The organism is Bacteroidota bacterium (assembly GCA_037133915.1).
In the GTDB taxonomy this organism is placed as follows: domain Bacteria; phylum Bacteroidota; class Bacteroidia; order Bacteroidales; family CAIWKO01; genus JBAXND01.
The window spans coordinates 15,110-37,533 of the sequence record JBAXND010000024.1 but is presented as its reverse complement, the minus strand read 5'-3'; the positions used below and the strand labels follow the sequence as shown (position 1 = coordinate 37,533).

Sequence of the window (22,424 nt, the reverse complement as noted above, 5' to 3'; positions counted from 1 at the left end):
GTTACTTTTTATTTTCGTAGTAGTAGATTTTTATTTCTGCCGTATCATTCTGAAAATTCATAGATACAATTTGGTGACGATGTATTTTAAGACCGGTTCGCTGCCTCAGGTCTTCGAGTAAATCAGCAGAGTTTTCAGGCTTTACAAGGTCGATGTTCTCGTATCTTATCATCTTGGAACTTTCCCGCTTGAGAATAAGATTGCTGTCAAGCAGGAATGTAATAACAAGAATAATTCCGTTAATAATGGCGAGCTCTTCAAAATCGAGTTGTATGGCGCTTATCAAACCTATTGCAATAAAAATAAACAGATAGGTCATGTCTTTCATTGAAATGCCTTCGGTTCTGTAGCGCAGCATTGAAAATACGGCAAAGAGTCCAAATGCCGCACCCACGGAAATTTTTATTTTGTTCAATACAAAAGTCAGCATGAAAATCATAATATTGAACATCAGGAATGTGAAAATGCTTTCGTATTGCCTGTTTCTGGGGTAGTAGACTAAAGAAATTATTAATGCAAGCGTTAGCAGGTTCATGCCCAGATACAGAAAAAAATTGGCGTTAATCTCAACGGTATCCTTCTCCTTATCCTTTTCTTTCTCTTTTTTCTTTTCAGATTTTTTTTCTTTCTCATTGTTTTCATCTACCTGAGTTGTGGTAGTCTGGTCGGATGGAATGCCGAACTGTGCCTTACTCTGAATAGTGGATGTTCCGGGGCAAAGAAGCAAAAGGAACAGAAAAATCATTTTAATATTGGTCATGGCAATAAATTTATGGAAAGTCAGTAATATTAATTTCAGAAATATTCGAAAATATATTTGCGTGCCGATTTAAGTTTGCCTGAAGCATTATAAGTTTGCCTGCTGTCTTTTAAACCTTTTCCGTTGTAAGTACATTCAATCTTTTCTTTTAAATTACCATTGCCGTCGTACACTGCTTCGCCTGTTTTAGTGCCGTCAGCGGCATAGGTATACACAGTTTTTTTTACTATTGTATTATCCTTCAGGTTTGTGACAATCTCTTCGGTCTTATCATTCTTTGCATTGTATTTGTACGTTTTTTTCTCATTCGTTTCATCCTTCAGATCATAGCTGGTTTCTTCGGTAATGTTGCCGTACGCATCGTATTTAGTAGTTTCTTTTTTGCTTACGGTACCATCTTTTTTGTAATCAATTTTCAGAACCTGTCTTCCGTTTCTGTCCCATTCTTCATAGGAGTTTTTATAACCGTCTGTTGCTCCGTCGCCGCTGTCGGCCTGCCATACCGTTACCGATTTTATCTTATTCTCTTTAATCTCTTTTTTGCTCTGTGCGATTGAAAAGCCTGCGGATAGAATGCAAATTAAAGCTATAATATATTTTCTCATAGAATTCTATTTAGCAACCGTAATCAATGGAACTTCAACTTCCTGATTATTTTTTGTGATTTCAATATCTTTAATTATCGGAATAAAAGCGTTCGTTTGAAGGGTCGAATCTGCCGAATATGCGTACACATGGTATGTGCCTTTTTGCAGATATTTAAACTCAAAAGTGCCGTCATAATTGGTTTTTATATGGTCGCTGTATGTTTTACTGTCGCCGTAAATTATATATACGTCCACTTCCTGACCGTAATATTCGTCTTCTAAAATTGTAAAAGTAGAATTATAATCATGTACCATTACTTTTCCCGTTAAGCTTGAACTACCGCCGGTTCCGGCATCTTTTTTACATGATGTGAAGCATGCAGTAAAAAAGAAAAGCGGTAGTATAAAGATCAATATTTTTTTCATTTTCAGTTGTTTTATCGTGTAATGATGAATTTTTCAACGCTGTTGCCCAGTCTAAGGAAATACATACCGGCATTCAATTCATTCACAGGAATTGAAATGCTTCCAAAATTACTATTTAAACTGTATTCTCGTACTTTTTGAGTTGCGTTATAAATTTCAATGTTGGTTACTTCCTGCGGCAGACCCGAAATATCAACCTTCAAAAGGTCTGTGGCGGGATTTGGAAATATCCTGAACGTATTGTCTGTATTGCTTTCTGTAATTCCTGAAAAGTCCTGCAGTTTAGATACTCCATTGCCTGTTGCAATCCATACAACATTGTTTTTATCTACAGCCAACCGAATTACTTGTTTGTCAACAAGTCCGTCTGCCATGGTGTATGACGTCCAGGTGCTTCCATCAAATTTGGAAATTCCACCTTGAGTATTGTAATCTGCAAATAGTCCAACCCATACGTTATCATTCGAATCAACCTTGATATCACGAACGTAGTTATTGTACAATCCGCTTGCTGTATCATAATTTGCAAACCAATTATTGGCGTTGTCCAGTTCCGATATACCATACCAGGTACCAATGAATTTGTGACCTGAATTATCAATACCAACAGCAAACACATTGTCATCCTGCAGGCTGTCCATGGTGGCCATTGAAATATTTGTAAATGTTGAATTGTCGTACATTGAAACGCCCCCCATGACTGTCCCGAACCATTTATTACCGGCAGCATCAACTGCAATATAATCGATGTTATTCGATGGAAGCCCATCTGTAGTGGTAAAATCAGTCCAGGTCACGCCATCGTATTTTGAAACGCCTGCCGTGGTGGCAAACCATACACTGCCGTCTATATCTGCGGCAATATAAATCACACCGTTATCAATCAGCCCATCTGCTGTAGTGTATGTAGTCCAGGCTGAACCATCAAATTTACTGACGCCAAAATTTGTCCCAACCCAAACATTATTGTTTTTATCAACGGCTATACAGCTCGTGTAATTGTCCACCAGCCCATCTGCCGTATCGTAAACTGTCCAATTGACATCATCGAATTTTGCCACGCCAACGGCCGTTCCGAACCATTTATTATTATTTGTGTCAACGGCAACGCCCCCAATAATAAAATTGTCGGGGAGTCCTTCTACGGTGGTGTAATTTGTGAAAACCTGCGATTTTACTGCGCTGCCCGACAATATCAGGACAAGAATAATAAGCCTGTTTATGATTGTTTTCATGATTTGTTATTTTAAACTATTTAATGATAAATACTTTTCTGGTTATTGATGCTGCATTTTCAGACGTTAGTACCAGATAATAAATACCATTGTCAAATGCCGATAAGTCAAGGCTTTTTGTATTCATTTCTTTTTTCAGCAGTTTTCCCTGAGTGCTGTAAATTGCCACTTCATATTTATGGGAATTCAACGCATTGCCCTGTAATTCTATTATTCCGGTGGCCGGATTTGGAAATATATTCAGCGTGGCGAAGTCATTTTGAGATTCATCGAGTCCGCTGCACGCATCCACCAGTATATTTATAGATGCTGTATCAGAGCAGCCAAGAGTGGTATTTGTAATAGTAACCACAACGTGGTAATTTCCTGCAGTCGGTGCAGTGATTGTGGGATTTTGCAATGGTGATGAAAATCCCGCGGGTGTTGAACTCCACGAATACTGGTAACCGGGATTTGTTTCAGTTAATGAAACCGCACTGGAGCTTAATGTAATGGGCAGTCCGCTGCACAGCTGAGTAACTGATGCGCCTGCAGTTGCAGAAGGTCCTCTCACATAGCATTTGGTATAACGGTAACAGTGTGTTGAGTTCGTGCCTGCTTTTGTCCAAATCTGCGTGCCCGCTGCATTCACTTCATACACTGCGCCAAATGAATTATTCACTAACATATTTCCATTCGGGAGCTGCTGTGAATTCCCTTCATTGTTAGATGTAAATACGGACGTGAATGTGTAATTGGGTGCCGCAGGGGCGTAAGCCGTGCCATAAGTATGAGCGTAATTGTATCCGCTGTCGGGCGGATTCCAAATATTCACTTTTGAATTTGAACCCGGATCATTTTCAAATGCAGCCAGATAGTCTGGATAATTGGGGTTGTCTGATGAAATCCAGTGTGCATCATGAATTACGTTGAATATTGCCGTTCCTGTTGCCCCGTATGATGCCGGGTTGCCCCATCGGTACAGAAAATCACCGCCCTTACCTGAATTACCGCCGGTATGACCGGCTGCTTCTGAAGTCGTTGTACTGTGGTCTATAACAAATGCGGAGTTCATGAAATGCATACTGAATACAATCTGGTCGAGGTTTGCATTGTAGTCAATACCATTCATGTGATACCTGTCGGGAAGCGTTCCCGTACCGGTGTAGTTGATGTTCATTAATTGTGGATTGGCAACAATAGATGTCACATAATTATCCTTCAAAGAATTGTAATTCTGACAGAGATGATCCCACAAATGCCATTCCCAGACGATTGTTCCTGTGGTGGCGCCTGTTGGTTTTACTTCAATTATCTTTTCAGAGTAAATAGCCGCATTGGACGAACATCCTGCCTGCGTTGCATCTGCTGCTGTTTTGGCTTCGTAACAGATTAGCAAAACGTTGCCGTTGGGCATTGGGCAGATGTCGTGATGAGGGCTGTAAGAACCGTTCTGATAGTATACATAGTCCCAGGCAATGGTCCCGTCCCATGCAATCTTCTGAATGCCTCCATGGCAAGGACCCGTATTCCATGTGTTCCCTGAGGGTTTGTAACTTCTTACCAGCGTATCGCCCGGTATCAGGTACGATGAATAGGCACTTTTCTTACTTGATGAAAAGGTCCATGTTTTATAGATTACGGGAGCATCCGCCGTATCAATTAAATAGGCCTGAGTGCCATTCTTAGTGGCATAAAGGGTGTAATAGCCCCATTGCTGTGCATTTGCAAATGATGACATGAGCAGTATGAAAAAGATGGCTGCATTCCGGGTCAGGGTTTTCATGCTTCTTTGTTTAATAGATAAAAAAATCAAATGTTGCTGCAATCCTTTTACTTGGTATTTAAATTTATCTGGAAAGTACTATTTTTCTGGTTATCGGACTGTTTTCTCCCGATAACACTGCAATAAAGTATATCCCGTCGGGGAAGGCCGAAAGATCAATGGTGCGCGTATTCCGCATCTTCATTATTTCACGTCCGGTAACATCGCTGACGACAATCTGCATATCCGAAATATTCGTTTCACCATTATTTATCGTTACGATTCCTGTTGTGGGGTTGGGAAAAATTTCGATTTGTGGTTTATTGTTTTGCAATTCCACATCGGTGCATGCATTAACGGTTACAAGCACTGAGGCTGTATCATAGCAACCCAGCGCAGAATTTGTAATCGTTACATTATAACGATAGGTTCCTGCTGCACCAGCGGTGAGTGTCGGATTTTGGAGTGATGACGTAAATCCTGCCGGCGATGAATTCCATGAATATGAATAGGACGGGTTGGTTTCCGTAACCGACAGGGCACTTGAATTTAAACTTATTTGAGCGCCTGAGCATACAACTGTTGATGTGGCACTGCTGCTGGCAACCGGTCCGCGTACAGCGCATAAAGTAAATCGGTATGCATGGGGCGATGTCGCCGTTTTTGACCAGAGCGTAGTGCCGGCGGCGTTCACTTCAAAAATAGCTCCCGAACCCATGCCCGGAACACACATCAGCACATTGCCGTTCGGCAGTTGCTGAGAATTACCCATATCATTGGCAGTGTAAGCAGATGTGTACTGATAATTATACGTCGAGGGTGTGTATGCCTGACCAAGAGTCAGATTGTAAGTATAACCGCTCAATGGCGGATTCACAATGGTAAAGGCTGATTTGCTGCCTGTGCCGCCTTTATTATTAAAAGCGCAAAGATATCCCGGATAATTGGGGTTATCTGAAGGCACCCAGTGTGCATCATGAACTACATTGAAAATGGCCGTGCCCGTAGCGCCATAATTAGCCGGTTTTCCCCAGCGGTACAGAAAATCTCCTCCTTTGCCGGCATTGCCGCCTGTGTGTGTCGCTGCAACCGCCGTTGTGGTGCTGTGGTCAATAACATAAATCTCGTTGGTCATGTGCATGCTTACAACAATCTGATCAAGCGCTTCATTATAGTCAATACCGTTCATGTGAAAACGGTCCTGACTTGTGCCGATGTTGATGTTCATCAGCTGAGGGTTATTTACAATTGATGTCACATAATTGTCTTTCGCTGCGTTATAATTCTGGCAAAGATGATCCCATAATTTCCATTCCCAGACTACGGTTCCTGTGGTAGCACCGGTAGGTTTTACTTCCATTATTTTTTCCGACCACACACTGGTTGCCGATGACGCACCTGCCTGGGTAGCTAAGGTCGCAGATTTTACTTCATAGGCTATCATCAGAACGTTTCCGTTTTTCATCGGGCAGATGTCGTGATGCAAAGAGTATGTGGAGCTGTTGTACTGGTAATCCCACACTACTGTGTTGTCCCATAAAACTTTTTGAACAGCACCTGTCATTCCACCGCCGGAGAGGCCTCCGGAAGCAGTATATCCATAGCTTCTTACAAGTGTATCTCCGGGTACGAGGTAGGTGGAGTACCCTGTTTTTTTACTGCTTGAAAAGGTCCACGTTTTAAAAGTCACCGGCGAATCAGCAGTATCGATCAGGTAGGCGGTAGTGCTGTTCGACGGTGCATAAAGCGTGTAGTATCCCCATTGCTGTGCGTTTGCTAAAGCCGCAGCCAATATGAAGATAACGAAAATTGATTTTTGAATAATGGTCTTCATAAGTTTTATTGTTGATTATTACGTTTCATTAAAAATTGGTCAATCAGTATTATTCCATTTATAGGATTACAAAAGTTCTTGTCAGAATTTTATCATCGCAAATTACCTGTACTGCATACACACCGCTCTGCATCCCGCTAAGGTCAACTTCTTTACTTACCGCCCTTATCATTCCTGCGCTATGGCTGTATTGTACATCAGATGCAACCTGCCCATCGGCCGTAAAAACTTTAATGGTCAATGTTGCCGACTCAATTTCGCATTCCACATTAATCTTATCTACCGCCGGGTTCGGATACACCAACAGTTGTGTATTTTCAGTTGTTCCGTACAAATTGTGTTTCGCAAACGTGGGAGTCATAAATACGAAATCACCGTAACCATTAGGCCATCGTCCTATTGATTTGCCATTAACGGCATCGTCAAACATTACAGTATCGATGTTGATTCCTGCTTCATATCCAAGTGTCAACTGCCCGCTGTGTGCTGGAATTTCAATATCTGAAAGAATTGCTCCGGTCTCACGGCTTCCTGCCGTCTTCACCATGATATATCCTCCAGCTGAAATGGCCGTGTCTGGGAATGCCCATTTTAAAGGCCCTCCGGAAAGATTGCCCAGGTACATTCCCGACAACGGCTGTTCTTCCTGAGTGTTATTATAAATTTCCACCCAGTTATTAGTAAGTTCATTAATTACAATATCGCCTGCATTCAGCGCAGGATGTATGGTGTAAAATTCATATTCAGCACGCTCAGGCGAGAATATCCCCGCGCTGTCATTTTCTGCCCAGATATAGTATTGCAGCGTTTTTCCGTTCACGGCTACAGATGCTCCATAAATGCTGTCACCGGCCAGACTGTCGTTATGAAGTCCGTCGTCAAGCATGGGTGTGCTGATAAAAATGCTGTTTGAACTGCTTCTGTAAAATAAAAAAGCGCAGGATGCATTTCGGATGCTTGCCCTGATAACAGTATTTTCACCTTGCTGTGGGCGAAGCGGTTCATTGTTTACAGACGATATTTGCGGTGCCCCCTGTATGCCGGGGAATGTGTCCAGATATGCAATACGTGCCTCCATCAAAGAGCGGATGCCGGGATATTGATCTGAAATTGGACCGGTATCATCATCAAGATTTGTAATAAAGTCGGCGTATGAATAAAACTTGTTGGTGTCGTTCAGTACATAATTGTCAATTACATTCTGTGCTTCGAGCGCCTTTGTATAATAATCGCCATTCCTGAAGTTCTCGTTTATTATGGTACGGATATGCGCAAGGTACATTTTACGGTAACGGGTATTGCTGAACAGGTTTTTTGTGAGCGGACGTGGACTGAATGTAGTTGAATACAAATGCTGCAGCGGATTTTGTTGTGCCGCCTTGGCAATTGTGAGGTTCAATGCAGAGCCGTCGGAATGTCGGAAACTACCGAACGACATGTTCAAATCCCACAAAATAGGGTTGAAGCGACCGTTTTCATCCTTGTATAAATAGTAATTCTGGGAATAGCCGATGTAGCTGTCCAGATTCACAAGCGCGTAATTAAAAGCGTGCATCCACAGAGTGCGGTCAATATTCAGAACTTCCGGAAGGTGCGCCGTGTCATTATTCAGGATGTAAATTAAATTCAGAAGTTCGCTCCAGCCGTGATCCGATTCCAATTTATAAAATGGCATATAGCCTGCTGTATCTGTGCCATGCGTATAAGCGAGGTTGGCATTTTGTCCGAACGGATATTGAAGATTGGCCGGACTTCCTTTGAAAAAGGCATTGTTTTTCGACCCGAAATATTTTTTCACAAAAAGTTCGTCAACAGATTCTACGTTTGTGTAAAGCCCCAGCAGCGTATCATTCACATAAACATTTGCAAAGTTGGCACGGCTTGCAGGCATGTATTTTCCTGCAACCTCGTAACTGATTGCTTCGCGAACAAATGATGGATCATGAATGACGTTGCTGAGTTTAATGTGTTTGTATCCCTGATGATTCTGATTGTTGATAGTGTAATCCAGGTTGATATTAAATGGACTTTTCTTCTGATCTTCATCCCATGAACTGAATCCTTTGTACCGCACGCCGACTCCACTTATGTAATGTCCGTCAACGGAAATGTCGGCCAGCAGCCGGCCATCGCCTTCACCTGCCTGAATAAGGCTGTCAAGAACATGATCCCAGTTGGAAACTGAAAAATATATGCGTATTTCAGCAACGTGATGAATATCGTAGAAGTCTTCCTGTGCCTGCAAGCGCATTGCTGTTCCCAGGAACAAAGCAACTGTTGTAATGGTCAGGAAAATTTTTTTCATGTTGGCTGTAATATTAATTATTGCAAATCTAATTTCAAACCTTGCCTTACCTGTTACGAAATTTTATAAAAATGTTATAGTCGCTTTGGAAACGGATGCTGTTTCTGATTGATTAATTTCAGCCGGCATCATCGGAATGTATTGTCCGACACCACTTTTAATACAATGAGCGAAGAAAACAATAGTTTGAAATTGAAATACTGTAAATAGACGTTTCGCCTGATATCACCTATGAAATGGCGATTTTTATCTGCGTCCGGCATGGCGATTATTATTTTTTGTATTCAGTTTGAATACGACGGTTTATAGGTTGTTCTTTTCGATGGTTTTAAAGAAATATTCGCGATAATTATCACTTATCGGAATCTCTCGCTCATCAATAATAATATGGCTTTTACAAATGGAGTTTATTTTATCCACGGCTACAATAAATGAGCGGTGAACCCTCACGAATTCCGGTGGTGGTAGTTTACTTTCAATACTCCTCAGGCTTGATAATGTAAGTACGGGCTTACCTCCGGCGTGTATTTTTACGTAGTCTTTCAGACCTTCGATGTACAGAATGTCTTCAATATTTATTTTAATTATCTTATAATCGGCCTTGACGAAAATATATTTTGCCGGAGTGTTTCTTATGGGTTCGCTTCCGCTGATAAAATGAAAATATTCAAGCGCTTTGGTCGCCGCTTTGTAAAAACGCTCGAATGACACCGGCTTCAGAAGGTAATCAAGCACATCCATTTCAAATCCTTCAACGGCGTATTGTTCGTGTGCTGTAATAAATACAACCATTGGCGGGTTATCAATACTTTTCAGGAAGGTAATACCGCTTATGCCGGGCATTTCAATATCGAGAAAAATAAGATCTATTTTTTCATGCTGCAGCACTTCGGCTGCCTCTTTTACATTATGACATTTTTTTACAAGGTTCAGGAAGGGGATTTTATTGATGTTGTCCTCGAGCAAGTCAAGTGCCAGCGGTTCGTCGTCCAGTGCAATACAATTAATCATGGCATTCAATTTTTAGATCCGCGGTATATACGTTATCTATAATCGTGATGTCTAACCTGTGTTTATCCGGATACAGCAAACTTAGGCGACGGCGTACATTGGTAAGTCCTATTCCCTGCCGGCCCTTTTCCTGCTTCTTCACCATCACCTGATTTGATACAACAAAATGAACCGATTGCTCTTCAGCGGTGATGCTGATATTAATGGAGCACTCATCTTCTGTACTTATTCCAAATTTAAATGCATTTTCAAGAAAAGGCAGAAATAACAAGGGTTCAATAAAAATATCTTCTGTGTTCCCATTGTCAGTGTAGTTTATGCTGACGTTAGGACCCAACCGCATTTTCTGGATATCAATATAATCATGAAGGTATTGAATCTCCTTCTGAAGGCTGACTTTATGTTCAGCGGAATCGTAAAGATTATAGCGCAGCAGTTGCGAAAGCCTGATAATAGCGGCTTCCGTTTCGTCAGATTTTTTTCGTGCCAGTGAACAAATATTGTTCAATACGTTGAAAATAAAGTGTGGGTTTATCTGTGCTTTTAAGTAGGCAAGCTCTGCACTGAGTTTTTCCTTTTCCATGGCCTCTTTCTGACGACCGCTTTTATACCATTCACCGGTCATTTTAATGCCGGTGCTTACAATCCAGATAATAACCGCTGCAGGAATTGAAATAGGGTTAAACCAGTGTTCATCCGGGGGTGGGGCGCCAAAACCATGACCGGGCATGGGCATTTGTGGCGGAGCAATCAGCATGCCAAGCAGTGGTGTGAAAAAGGAGAGCACTATAATTACAAGCGTGAAGATGGTAACCGTAAAACCGGTATACTCTAAAAATTTGCGTTTGACAAAAAATCTTGGTATCAAAAGCGAATAATTCAGATAGAAAAATGCAATCATAACACTCGTGAAGAACAGGTGGTTGATGATGAACGAAATGTCAGGTTGCGTGCCTTCCGGACCCGGCTGGTTGAGCAGCGGAAAAATAAATATCCCGCACCAGGCAATCACATGAATGAATGCACCAAGTGCTTTGGATGTGATATTTCTGACCTTCGGCATAAAAGAAGTATTATCCTCAAAAGTACAAAAATGGGCGCAGCGGTAGATAATTTTATACCGCTGCCCTTTTTTTCTCTATTATGAGTGATTATTTGCCGATAAAGCGTATTCAGTTTTCCCGTTATTCAATAACGAACTTCAATATACTGAGGTTATCAGCTCTTTGTACTTTCAAAAAATAAATTCCTGCCGGAAGTTGATTAAGCACAATTGTTTTATGGATGAAACTCACTGATGGCTCAGAATACACAAGTTTTCCCGATGCATCATAAATCTCGATACTCGCAGGTTCAGACGTTCCACTTTCGTTACTGAGGGTTAAAATACCGGTATTCGGATTCGGATAAATCTGAATATCACTGTTCGTGCCGGCATTTTCAGGAGTGGTGGTCATCCGGGGAGCAAAATGCAGTATAAAACGATTGATGTCATCGCCTGCGGTTGCTGTAAATTGATAGGCTGGATTTTCAACCAAATCAGTAACAACACCTGTTTTCAAATCTTCCAGATAAATTCCGGTTTGAGCTGCGAGGTTTTCAAATTCCGATGCATTTAAAGTAAACGTACCTGACATGGTAGGATTGAATGCTACAGGCACATCGGGGCTCGACTGAACGTTTTCTAAGGAATTGATGGAGTATTGCTCGGTGAGGTCAGGATACGCCATGGACCAGAGCTGTGTGATACTGTTGTCAATAATCTTATAAGCATCCAGATCGGCATCAAATGCTGTCCCGGCAGCTGCGTTGAATCGCACAATAATCTCATCAGAATAGCCGGGCTTGTTTACTTCTAACCTGATGTAGTCCTGCTCTGCTGTCGATTTCATAAATGGTGCGTTGCTGTGCACTCTTACAGCATTGGTCATAGTAAGGGTACCACCACTGCCACTCGGGCAAATAACATAAAATGATTGTTCAGGTGCTATATAGCGGGAGCCGCCGTTTGTGCCCAATCCACCTGAATAGGTGGCATAATTGCCATAGTTTTGATTGTAAATATAAATGGCACCTGCCACATTAGTTTTTGTCCATCCGCTGCTCGCATCCCAGTCTATGGAGCTTGGGTAGGGATTGCCGATAAAATTCCATCCACGCTTGCTGGCAGGGCTCAGCTGCAATGTATGCGTAACGGCCATGCTTTTGGGTCCGGTATTGGGTGTGCCGATAAATTTATAGGTTTTAGTTACTAGACTTTTGAGTGCATAGCCCTGTGTTGTTACAAACGAATACCCTGTACTTGAAATGCTGACCCATGAATAACTGTTCTCCCGCCAGTATTTCATATACTGCCCAATAAACATGGCTGCTGTAGCAACAGTAATGGGTTTCGAAAAGTAATGCCAGATGTTTGCCGTAATATAGCGCTCAACAACAGCGGTTCCTGAACCGGTAATGCTGCCGTTGTCTATAAACGAAGCCGTACCCGCCGCAGTTGATGGCAGTACAAGGCACTTTTGACCACCCAAAAACGTAGGTCCGCTTGCGGTGAGCGAAAGTGTCGGTTTCATAAACAGCGTATCGCCTGAAGCAATAGACAAACCACCACAGCTGATATTTGTATTAACATCAAGAATATGCAGTCCGCCTGCCGGCAGATCAATATTGTCGAATGCGGTAGCATGGCTTCCGCTAATCGTTTGTGTTCCTGTTCCGGTAAAGCGCACTGTGCCATCTGTTGCCGGGCCTGTAAAGCCACTGCCTCCCGAGTTGTTAATCCAGTTGCCGTTTAATTCCAGTCTTCCTGCCAAATCAATATTGCCATTCAGACTTCCGTCAGAAAGATTGGTATAATTACCATTGGGTCCGTTAACAAATATCAGGGTGCCTGGAGCTGCTTTCAGGCTGGCGCCTTTGTTAATTACACCCTGACTTCTGCAATATGAGACGGTTGCTATAATCAGCATCAGGAGAATCAATGTTTTTCTCATCGTTTTAAGTGTTTAAGTGATGGAACAATATTCCTGTTGCATTTTACTGCTTTTTCAATGCATCAATTTCCTGCTGCATTTTTTCAATCTGCGTCTGCTGGTCGGCAACGATTTTTAGAAGATAGATGGCGAGCTTATCATACTTTACCCCTTCAATAGTCTTTTCTTTTGAATAAATAATATTCCCGCTATTGTCCCGAAGTGGCTCACCATCTTTATCTACAAGTGGCATATTTTGATAAACAACAAGTTCAGGGACAAGTTTTTCCACCTCTTCTCCGATGAGCCCGATATCTTTCTCATTAGTTTCCTTATAAGTATAAGAAACAGGTCTTAAGTGTAACACTTTCGTGGGATTTATGTCGAGGTCAGATACATCTTTTTTATAGCGGATGCTGCTCGGAATGGAGGCCCCCCTGTACAATCCACCAGAAGAGTTTATACATAAATAGTAGCCGGAACCGGATGTTGAAATTCCATTAAAAGTTACAGAACTAGTGGCTTTAAGTGTTCCCGAACTGCCTGGAGAGGTACCTATCCCCAGTCCCCCGCTTGAAATATAGGCGTTTCCTGAAACATAAAGAGGGTAAGACGACGAAGGTGAAGTGCCGACGCCTAAGTTATTACTGACGTATAAGCATCCTGAACTCGGGATACTGGAACTTCCAATTGCTACACCACCGTTCAGGTAAGATGAGCCGCTTACGTAGAGTCTGTAAGAGCTGGAGGGTGCAACTCCTACACCCAGATAGCCATTCAGGTAGGTATCACCTGTAACCGCCAGTTCGTAGGAGGTTGAAGTGTTTTTTATACCTAAGGTTCCATTGATATAGGTGCTTCCGTCAACCGCAAGTTTGTATGATGAACTGGTACTTGGATAAGAACCGATACCGGTCATTCCGTTTATATACAATTCAAAACTGGTATTGTAATCATCGTTTATTCCAACGTGTGCATAAGGAGCAGCATCGGGTCCTATTTTAATGGCATTGGTGCATTCCCATGTTCCGCTGCCATTGCCGCGTATTGTATAATTATCATTGAGAGTTGTGCCGCAACTGATACCACTGCCGCCACCGCCGCCTGTAGGTCCTGTGGGTCCTATCGGTCCTGTTGCACCATCATTTCCTGCCGGTCCTGTCAACCCTGTGGGTCCTGTTGGACCTGTAATACCATCATTACCGGTTGGTCCGGCGGGTCCTGTCAATCCGGTTAATCCGGTTGGTCCTGTCGGTCCCGCTGAGCCCACAAGACTCCACGAGGAACCATTGTAATAATAGAAACCGTTCCCCATGGGGGGTGCACCACCGTTAAAATAATAGAGCAAGCCTTCAGTCAGATTGGTAGTTGGCTTTTGAAGCCACGAAACACGTGGAATGAGAACTCCCTTTTTAGACATTCCGCCATCAACCTGAAACATGGCGTTAGCATTAATAGTCATAGCGGTATCACTCACTCCAAGTGATTGACCGAATACTCCTGTACCGGAAATACCCATCAGGAATAATGGTAGCATCTGTAAAAATGATTTGATTTTCATAGACGATTATTATTGGTAAATTATTATTTATTCAATTGAATATTCTGAACAATAAGCAACACCAATCAATATTTCCGGGATGCCGGAGTGTTTCGCCTGTGAGATCGGAATGAGCTGTAATGCGTAAGCAGCGAACGTTATTTTATAAGTCGTACAATAGACTTTATTCGTAAAGCAAACAAAAATACGAAAGAAATTAATAATATGCAAACAGAAGTAAATATAAATAAATTACCATATTGTTAAATATTAATATTGACATAATATAAAGCAAATTAATCAGTTACGATGAATTTTGCTTTAATAATGAATAATTGATAATAGTGAAATATGAAACCAAAAAGAGGTTGTCAGGGTAATGGCAACCTCTTTGGACTTATTTGCTTGAAATAGGTTTATTTTATTTTCCTATCACAATACGGTTAAAGGTGACTGAATTGCCACCGTTCATTTTCAAAGAATACACTCCGGGTTGCAGATTGTCAACATCAATATTTTTAGTTGTAAAACCTGCACAAACAGTTGAATAAACAATGCGTCCCTGAACATCATAAAGCTCAATGGTAACATTACCTTCAATTTCCTTGGCAGGGATAATGGTAAATGAGCCTGTATTCGGATTGGGATAAATCTGAATACCACTGTTCGTGCCGGCATTTTCAGGAGTGGTGGTCATCCAGGGTGCAAAATGCAGTGCAAAACGATTGATGTCATCGCCAGCGGTTGCTGTAAATTGATAGTTTGGATTTTCAATCAAATCAGTAACAACGCCTGTTTTCAAATCTTCCAGATAAATTCCGGTTTGAGCCGCGAGGTTTTCAAATTCCGATGCATTTAAAGTAAACGTACCTGAAGTTGTAGGGTTGAATGCCACAGGCACATCGGGGCTCGACTGAACGTTTTCTAAGGAATTGATGGAGTATTGTTCGGTGAGGTCAGGATACGCCATGGACCAGAGTTGTGTGATACTGTTGTCAATAATCTTATAAGCATCCAGATCAGCGTCAAAAGAAGAACTGGCATCAGTATTGAATCGCACAATAATCTCATCCGAAAAATCATTTTTATTAACGGCTAACCTTATGTAGTCCTGCGTTGCTGCCGATTTCATAAATGGTGCGCTGCTGTGTACACGGACATTGTTGTCCATACCCAGCATGCCGGTAGCCGATGGGTTGCAGATTACGAAGAAACCCTGTTCGGGCGCAATATAGCGCGAACCGCCGTTGGTGCCCAAACCTGCAATGTAGGTTGCATAGTTTGAATAATTCTGGTTGTAGATGTAAATGGCATTGTTGATACTGGTCTTTGTCCATCCGCTGCTTGCGTCCCAGTCAATGGCGCTCGGGTAGGGGTTACCCACCAGATTCCATCCGCGTTTTGATGCTATCAGGGATGAAGTGCGTGTCAGCGACTTTGTTTTGGCGCCGGTATTTAATGTTCCGATAAAGCTATAAGCTTTGCTGGTGCCCGATTTCACAGCATAGCCCTGCATAGTAACCAGTGCTGTTGAAGGCGATGTAAGGTTTGTCCAGGAATAGCTGTTCTCGTTCCAGCGTTTGATGTACTGTCCGGTGAAAACACCTGCAGTTGCCGTTACAAGCGGTTTTGAAACATAATGCCAGTCGTTTGCGGTGAGGAAGCGTTCCACCTTCGCGGTACCCGATCCGTTGATGGTTCCGTTATCAATAAATGATCCGCTTCCGCTGATGTTTGATTTAATTACGATACACTGCGCACCGCTCATGGTGGTTATACCTGATGCGGTAAGCGAAAAACCGGGGTTGATGGTCACCACAGCGCCTGAGAGTATAGTGATATCGTGGCATTCGGCTGCCGAGGTAATTACCGGTTGCTTCGGCATCCCTGCCGGAATAGTAATATCAGAAGTTGTTGCAGGCACCATTCCGTTCGACCAGTTACCGCCGTTATTCCAGTCATTGCTGCTATTTCCTGTCCAGGTTACCGCGCATCCGTAAGTTACATTAAAGTTCCAGCCGCTGTTATTGCCCATATTTAAACTGTTAACACCTAAGTTAAAAGTGGCTCCGCCTTGGGCATTTACATCTCGCATGGAAACATAGTCAACGAAAACGCAGCCCGATGTTTTAATGAAATTTACCTGAGTCCCGTTAGAGGTCGTTCTTATATCGCTGAACAATGCGACATTGCCCGATTTGCCAATATTTCCGTTGAGGTAAATCGTTCGGTTACTTTCAAAAATATATATTTGCCCGCCTCTGAGTGCGAGTGTACCGTCAATCTGCCAGTCACCATAAATATATGCCGGTCCTGCGAAGTTGACGTTATAAACAAATTGTCCGCTGCTGTATGAGCCGGTCATGTATAAATAATTTGTAGAAGTAGACAGGAAATTAATCGTCGAAGTTCCGCCATCCATTTGCAGACCATTCGAGTTGATGAGGAAATACGTGTTAACCTTGATATTGGAATTGCCCAGAATAAGGGTTCTGGTATTTCCCGGATTAGAATAGAAGTTACCGCATGTCAGGGGTTTTCCGTTAGTGTTGATGGTTCCGTAATCAAAGTAAATATCATTGTTGGAGACCAGAGAGTCCTGCACAATCCATGAGCCCCCGTTACCGTTAAACCAAACCGGATAATAGAAAGATTGTCCGGCCATGGTTATGGTATTTCCGGTGTTTGTACCATCAAAATAGATGTATGAATAGTAGGCCAGGGTCATAGCATTAATCAGTGTTAAGGAGCCATTGATATGCAGCAGATTGCTGTTTCCCGAGGCCACCATCACCGGATTGTTCTGAGCGCCTGTCCAGTCCATGCTGTGGCAGTAAACATCGGGCAGGTCAAAATATACATAACTTCCGGGAGTAAATCCGGAGTTGGCATCAAAATACACATCATCGTTTGCACCGGGAATGCAACTTCCTGGAGTTCCGCCGCTGGTGAGTGACCAGTGGCTTGGATCGCTCCAGTATCCACCTCCTCCAATCCAGTAGAAGTTACCCGGAACAGGCTGGTTAATGGTCCATCCGGTAACGTTGCCTGCATTTATGGAGTTATTGGCAATAAAAGTTGCACCGCCAGCGGCAAAGTTATCTTTTAGTGTGATGCCGTTTGCCGTAAGTGTTCCTGAAGTGCGGATGAAATTCACTGCCGAACCTACTGAATTTGTCTTCAGAATGGCATTATATCCGCAAGTTCCGCTTACGGCAATATTTCCGTTCAAGTAAATTGTTCTGTTACTTTCAAAGGTATAATCGAGTCCGCTTTTGAGCGACATGGTACCGTCAACCTGCCAGTCACCGTTAATGACTCCGGGACCGTTAAAGGTAACGTTGTAGATGAACTGTCCCGGCACATAAGAACCGCTGCTGTATAAGTAGTTGGGGGATGCAGAAGTGAATTCAATGGTGGAAGTTCCACCGTCCAAGCTCAGGTTGTTGGTATTCACCATGAAATAATTTGATACTTTAATTTTAGAACTTCCTAAAATGAGCCCTCTGGTATTTCCGGAATTGGAGTAGAAGTTAGGGCAGGTGAGAGGTTTACCGTTGGTATTTATTGTACCGTAATCATGATAAATTTCCGAGGTTGAAACGAGTGAATCCTGCACAATCCATGAGCCCCCGTTACCGTTAAACCAAACCGGATAATAGAAAGATTGTCCGGCCATGGTTATGGTATTTCCGGTGTTTGTACCATCAAAATAGATGTATGAATAGTAGGCCAGGGTCATAGCATTAATCAGTGTTAAGGAGCCATTGATATGCAGCAGATTGCTGTTTCCCGAGGCCACCATCACCGGATTGTTCTGAGCGCCTGTCCAGTCCATGCTGTGGCAGTAAACATCGGGCAGGTCAAAATACACATAACTTCCGGGAGTAAATCCGGAGTTGGCATCAAAATACACATCAGTAATAGGTCCGGGAATGGAAACTCCCGCCGTGCCTCCACTTGTGAGTGACCAGTGGCTTGGATCGCTCCAGTATCCGCCTCCTCCAATCCAATAAAGATTGGCTGAGTATCCCAGGCTTGAAATAAGCATGAGAGAGGCAAATACGAAAAATTTAAGTTTGCCTGAAATCCCCTTCACTATAGATTTCAATGCATTAATATTACAAGTTGTTGCCATGATATTGATGGATTTTGTGCGTTTAAAGAAATTTTAATGCGGTTAATCTAAGCTTTAAATCAGATATTTATATGCAAAAATAGAATATTAATTGCACTTTTAGTAGCATTATCGTTTACTACTCATTGATTTCCAATAACTAAATTGTAAGATTCAGGGTTAATAACAGATAAATAGTATAAACGCAAATGAAAACATAAGTTTCAAATTGTGAGCGTATTAACTCATTATTTGAAGTTAGATGTACGAATTATTTATTAGTCGCTGCCCAAAAATCGCTATAAAGTGAATATTTGAAGTGCGCCATTTTGCTGGTCTAAATTTATAAGAAGCCCTGTAAATCTATTATTTACAGAATCAAAAATTTCATCAAATCAGGATTTTCACATACACGAAATCCGAAAAAAAATACGGCTGTTATGTAAGAATAACACCAATTTTTTAAATAGCGGTTTTACCAGGTCAATGTTACGCTGCCGTTGCCGGTATTAACTCCCGACGTAGTGCTGCCACCGGTAACACCTCCAATGTAAGAAGATCCGCCACCGCCGCCGCCGCCGCCGCAGTTGTTCCATCCACCGCCGCCGCCACCATAGTATCCACCACCACCCGATCCGGCATTTCCACAAGGCGTTGTATTTCCTGACTCACCGGAGCCATTGCCACCCTGTCCGAGAGTACCGGGCACACCTGAAATAAATCCGCTGGTTCCGCTGTTACAGCCATTGGCGCCGCCGCCGCTTTGCGACCCACCAATTCCGCCGCAGGGATATGGCATATTTCCCGGATTATTTTGTCCGTCAGTTCCCGTAAGTCCGCCACCGATGCCTCCAACTCCACCTTGCCATCCGCCAAAACCATGACTGTATCCGGCATTTCCACCGGCACCTCCGGCAACAATTACTCTGTTCCCCAATGTCGTTCCACCATAGCGAACGTCAGATGCGCCGCCGCCTTTTCCACCTGCCCATCCGCCTTGACATACACCGCCGCCATTGTATCCGCCGTTATCGCCACTGGCTCCAACATAGATGAATAATGTCGATCCTCCACTTACCGAAAGAGCGCCTTGTGCTCTACCTCCAAGCGACCCCGCATAAGGTGGTGTATTCCCATCTTGCCCGCCTTGTCCGCCATACGCATCAATCGTAACAGATGTTACTCCCGCAGGCACTGTCCATGATTGCTGAGTGCCCGTATAAGTAAAAGTCTGGCTGCCATGTGAAATGAGGTTAATTGTAATCGGATTTGTTGTCGTTACCGATGTACATCCATTTATAGTTACGGAAAGGCTGGTGTTGAATGTCCCTGTTTGTGCCCACTGAACCGCGGGATTTTGAGCTGTGCTGCTTGCAGGGCTTCCACTCTGGAAGGTCCAGGAATAAGTTGCACCGGTTACTGAAGGGGAGAAAACAACGTTAGAATTTAGTGAACCGATTGTTGGGCTGAATGTATATGCAGATGATGGCGTTAAATTTATTGCAACATTCGTGGTTGAATTGGCTGTTGAGCAGGAGCCAACCGTAGCATATACTGTGTAAGTTCCGGCTCGGCTAATATCGGCATTGAAAATTATCGGATTCTGTGCTGTTGAACTGAAACCGTTCGGACCACTCCATGTGTAGGTCGCATTAGGAATCAGGGTGGCAAATAATTTCAGCGTGTCGCCCGAACAAAGACCTCCGTTGTTCGTTGCAGTTGGTGGATTTGGCGGGATACAGTTACCGCACCATTCGAACCATGTATAATTGTGCCAGTAATTGAAACAACCTGTTGTAAGATTGAAAAGAAACAGTCCTTCGGCGGGGTTAATAATAGCATTGCGCTGCGCAGTAGTCATGCGCGGAGCAAGCTGTCCCTGAGTCGTGCTGGAAACATCAAAAATAGCTGATGGATCAGCGGCCGAACCGTTGTTATTTACGGCAGCTCCCTGACCAACGGCCATTAATGAAATTAAGGACAGGCTGATGAGGAGGCTGATTCTTAGTGAGTAATTCATAAATAAAATATTAATATAGGCTTACAAAATTAAACAAATACGCCTGTATTACCTAATTTTTTAAACTGATTGAAATTTGATAATTGGTTATTTCGGCCGTAAATTGATGAATTTTTCATGGCAGGGAATTGAAATTCTTGATTGGATACTTTTCTCTTTCATAACCATCGTTCACTTCAATTATTTATCTTTGTATAAGATAAAATGATTTAGACAACTGAGGAATTATGTTGATCAGAGCCGTTGAACCTGATATTTTATTACAAACAAATTGATGTTTATTTATTTACCTGATAAAAAAATCCAGTTAAATCCAACGACCATGGGCAAATTATTAAAAAGAAATTTATCCGTCATTATTTTGCTGATGTTAATTATGAATGCAGGCTCTCTGATGGCACAGGGCACTGCGATTAACCTTACAGGAAATCCACCCAATCCGTCTGCCGGGCTGGATGTTGATTTCATTAATAAAGGAGTACTGCTTCCGCGACTTACGGATGTTCAGCGGAACGCCATTGTAAACCCTGCTGAAGGATTGCAGATATTCAATATTACGAGTGGATGTGTGAATTATTATCATAATGGTCTATGGTATCAGTTGTGCGGAAACTGTATTCCGCCGCCGGCTCCCATTGCAGGAAATAACAGCCCTTTCTGTGCAGGCGATACACTCAAACTTACTGCTTCCGGTATTTCTAACGCAACCTACTACTGGACCGGTCCAAATGGATTTACTTCAACACTTCAAAATCCGCTGATTGTTGCGGCAACTCCATCAAACAACGGCACATACTCTGTTACTGCCACTTTAAATGGATGCACTACCGGTGCTTCCGTAACAAATGTTGTTGTCAACGCGCTTCCTGTATCAACGTACAGTGCGAATCCAATATCTCCGCAACCTGCACAGAATGTTACATTTTCACCAACAGTAACCGGGGCAGCTTATTCATGGACATTTCAAAACGGGACACCGGCTACCAGTACAGCTCAGAATCCTGTTGTTCAGTGGGCTTCCATAGGGACTTATAATGTCAGTCTGACCGTAACTCAGAACGGATGTTCATCAACTTCATCATCTCAGATAACGGTATCAAACTGCACTGTTTACAGCCAGACTGCAAGCTTTAACTATACCGGTAGTATTCAGTCATGGACCGTGCCTGCGAATGTTTGTAGTATCACAATCACAGCCAGGGGCGCGGCAGGCGGCTTTAATGGAGGAATTGCTGCCGGAAACGGAGCCTCTATGCAGGGAACATTCAGTGTTGCCGGCGGAACTGTACTGAAAATTTTAGTAGGAATGATGCCAACCGGTGTTAACGGTGGCGGTGGCGGCACTTTTGTTGTGAAGGTTGATCCCGCTTCTTCCGATATCATGTACGACGGAACCCATGTAACACCGCTTATCATTGCCGGAGGTGGAGGCGGAAGTACAAGCGGCGGGTCCGACAATCCTAATAAGCATGGAAATGTTACCACAACCGGTGGAAGTGCAGGCAATCAGCTTGGAGGCACCAACGGGAATGGTGGTCAAACAGAGAATTGTTCGGGTCAGACTTATGGTACCGGCGGTGGCGGCTATCTTACCAACGGTGGCGGCAGCTATGGCGGAAGGTCATTCCTTAACGGTGGTGCAGGATATAGCAACGGTGGCTATGGCGGTGGCGGCGAAGGAAGCGGAAGTGCACATGGTGGTGGTGGTGGCGGCTATTCAGGTGGCGCAGGTAATAACATTTATTCATGCCAATCCACTTATGGCTGTGGTGGTGGCGGTGGTTCCTACAATGCCGGTTCTGCACAGGTGAACAGCGGGGGAGTGGTTACAACAAACGGTTCGGTGTCTATAGACTATTAATCATTGATTGAC

General features: G+C 43.0%; 14 protein-coding genes. 1 reads left to right on the top strand and 13 read right to left on the bottom strand.

Annotated features, from left to right (window positions below; all coding sequences use genetic code 11):
• Position 1 precedes the first annotated feature (1 nt).
• From WCM76_09720 to WCM76_09660, 13 genes are all read right to left on the bottom strand, one after another.
• The gene (locus WCM76_09720; GenBank protein MEI6765907.1) at positions 2-760 is read right to left on the bottom strand and encodes a DUF4956 domain-containing protein; all 759 of its coding nucleotides are present in this window, start codon (positions 758-760) and stop codon (positions 2-4) included.
• Between the two features lie 35 nt (positions 761-795).
• A complete protein-coding gene (locus WCM76_09715) occupies positions 796-1,365 on the bottom strand; it encodes a hypothetical protein (protein MEI6765906.1) in 570 nt (189 codons plus the stop codon).
• Positions 1,366-1,371: 6 nt separating this feature from the next.
• On the bottom strand, positions 1,372-1,773 hold the full coding sequence (locus WCM76_09710; protein ID MEI6765905.1) for a hypothetical protein: 402 nt from the start codon (positions 1,771-1,773) through the stop codon (positions 1,372-1,374).
• Between the two features lie 11 nt (positions 1,774-1,784).
• A complete protein-coding gene (locus tag WCM76_09705) occupies positions 1,785-3,008 on the bottom strand; it encodes a two-component regulator propeller domain-containing protein (GenBank protein ID MEI6765904.1) in 1,224 nt (407 codons plus the stop codon).
• A gap of 16 nt (positions 3,009-3,024) precedes the next feature.
• The gene (locus WCM76_09700; protein ID MEI6765903.1) at positions 3,025-4,773 is read right to left on the bottom strand and encodes a T9SS type A sorting domain-containing protein; all 1,749 of its coding nucleotides are present in this window, start codon (positions 4,771-4,773) and stop codon (positions 3,025-3,027) included.
• 64 nt (positions 4,774-4,837) lie between these two features.
• Positions 4,838-6,586: an aryl-sulfate sulfotransferase gene (locus WCM76_09695; protein MEI6765902.1), complete on the bottom strand. Its 1,749-nt coding sequence runs from the start codon at positions 6,584-6,586 to the stop codon at positions 4,838-4,840.
• 58 nt (positions 6,587-6,644) lie between these two features.
• Complete coding sequence (locus tag WCM76_09690; GenBank protein MEI6765901.1) at positions 6,645-8,891, bottom strand: CotH kinase family protein; 2,247 nt, start codon at positions 8,889-8,891, stop codon at positions 6,645-6,647.
• 303 nt (positions 8,892-9,194) lie between these two features.
• Entirely contained in the window at positions 9,195-9,902 is a 708-nt protein-coding gene (locus WCM76_09685) for a LytTR family DNA-binding domain-containing protein (protein MEI6765900.1), read from the bottom strand.
• The gene (locus tag WCM76_09680) at positions 9,895-10,965 is read right to left on the bottom strand and encodes a histidine kinase (protein MEI6765899.1); all 1,071 of its coding nucleotides are present in this window, start codon (positions 10,963-10,965) and stop codon (positions 9,895-9,897) included. Before WCM76_09680 ends, WCM76_09685 begins: the two co-directional genes overlap by 8 nt.
• A 121-nt stretch (positions 10,966-11,086) precedes the next feature.
• Complete coding sequence (locus WCM76_09675; protein ID MEI6765898.1) at positions 11,087-12,895, bottom strand: T9SS type A sorting domain-containing protein; 1,809 nt, start codon at positions 12,893-12,895, stop codon at positions 11,087-11,089.
• A 43-nt stretch (positions 12,896-12,938) separates the two neighbouring features.
• Positions 12,939-14,435, bottom strand: coding sequence for a tail fiber domain-containing protein (locus tag WCM76_09670; GenBank protein MEI6765897.1), 1,497 nt, complete (start codon positions 14,433-14,435; stop codon positions 12,939-12,941).
• A 400-nt stretch (positions 14,436-14,835) separates the two neighbouring features.
• Positions 14,836-18,552 (bottom strand): T9SS type A sorting domain-containing protein, encoded by a 3,717-nt coding sequence (locus tag WCM76_09665; protein ID MEI6765896.1) that lies wholly within the window; start codon positions 18,550-18,552, stop codon positions 14,836-14,838.
• A gap of 454 nt (positions 18,553-19,006) precedes the next feature.
• Complete coding sequence (locus tag WCM76_09660; protein ID MEI6765895.1) at positions 19,007-20,551, bottom strand: glycine-rich protein; 1,545 nt, start codon at positions 20,549-20,551, stop codon at positions 19,007-19,009.
• Positions 20,552-20,873: 322 nt separating this feature from the next.
• Between WCM76_09660 and WCM76_09655 the strand changes: the two genes are divergently transcribed.
• On the top strand, positions 20,874-22,412 hold the full coding sequence (locus WCM76_09655; protein ID MEI6765894.1) for a PKD domain-containing protein: 1,539 nt from the start codon (positions 20,874-20,876) through the stop codon (positions 22,410-22,412).
• The last annotated feature ends 12 nt before the right edge of the window (positions 22,413-22,424 follow it).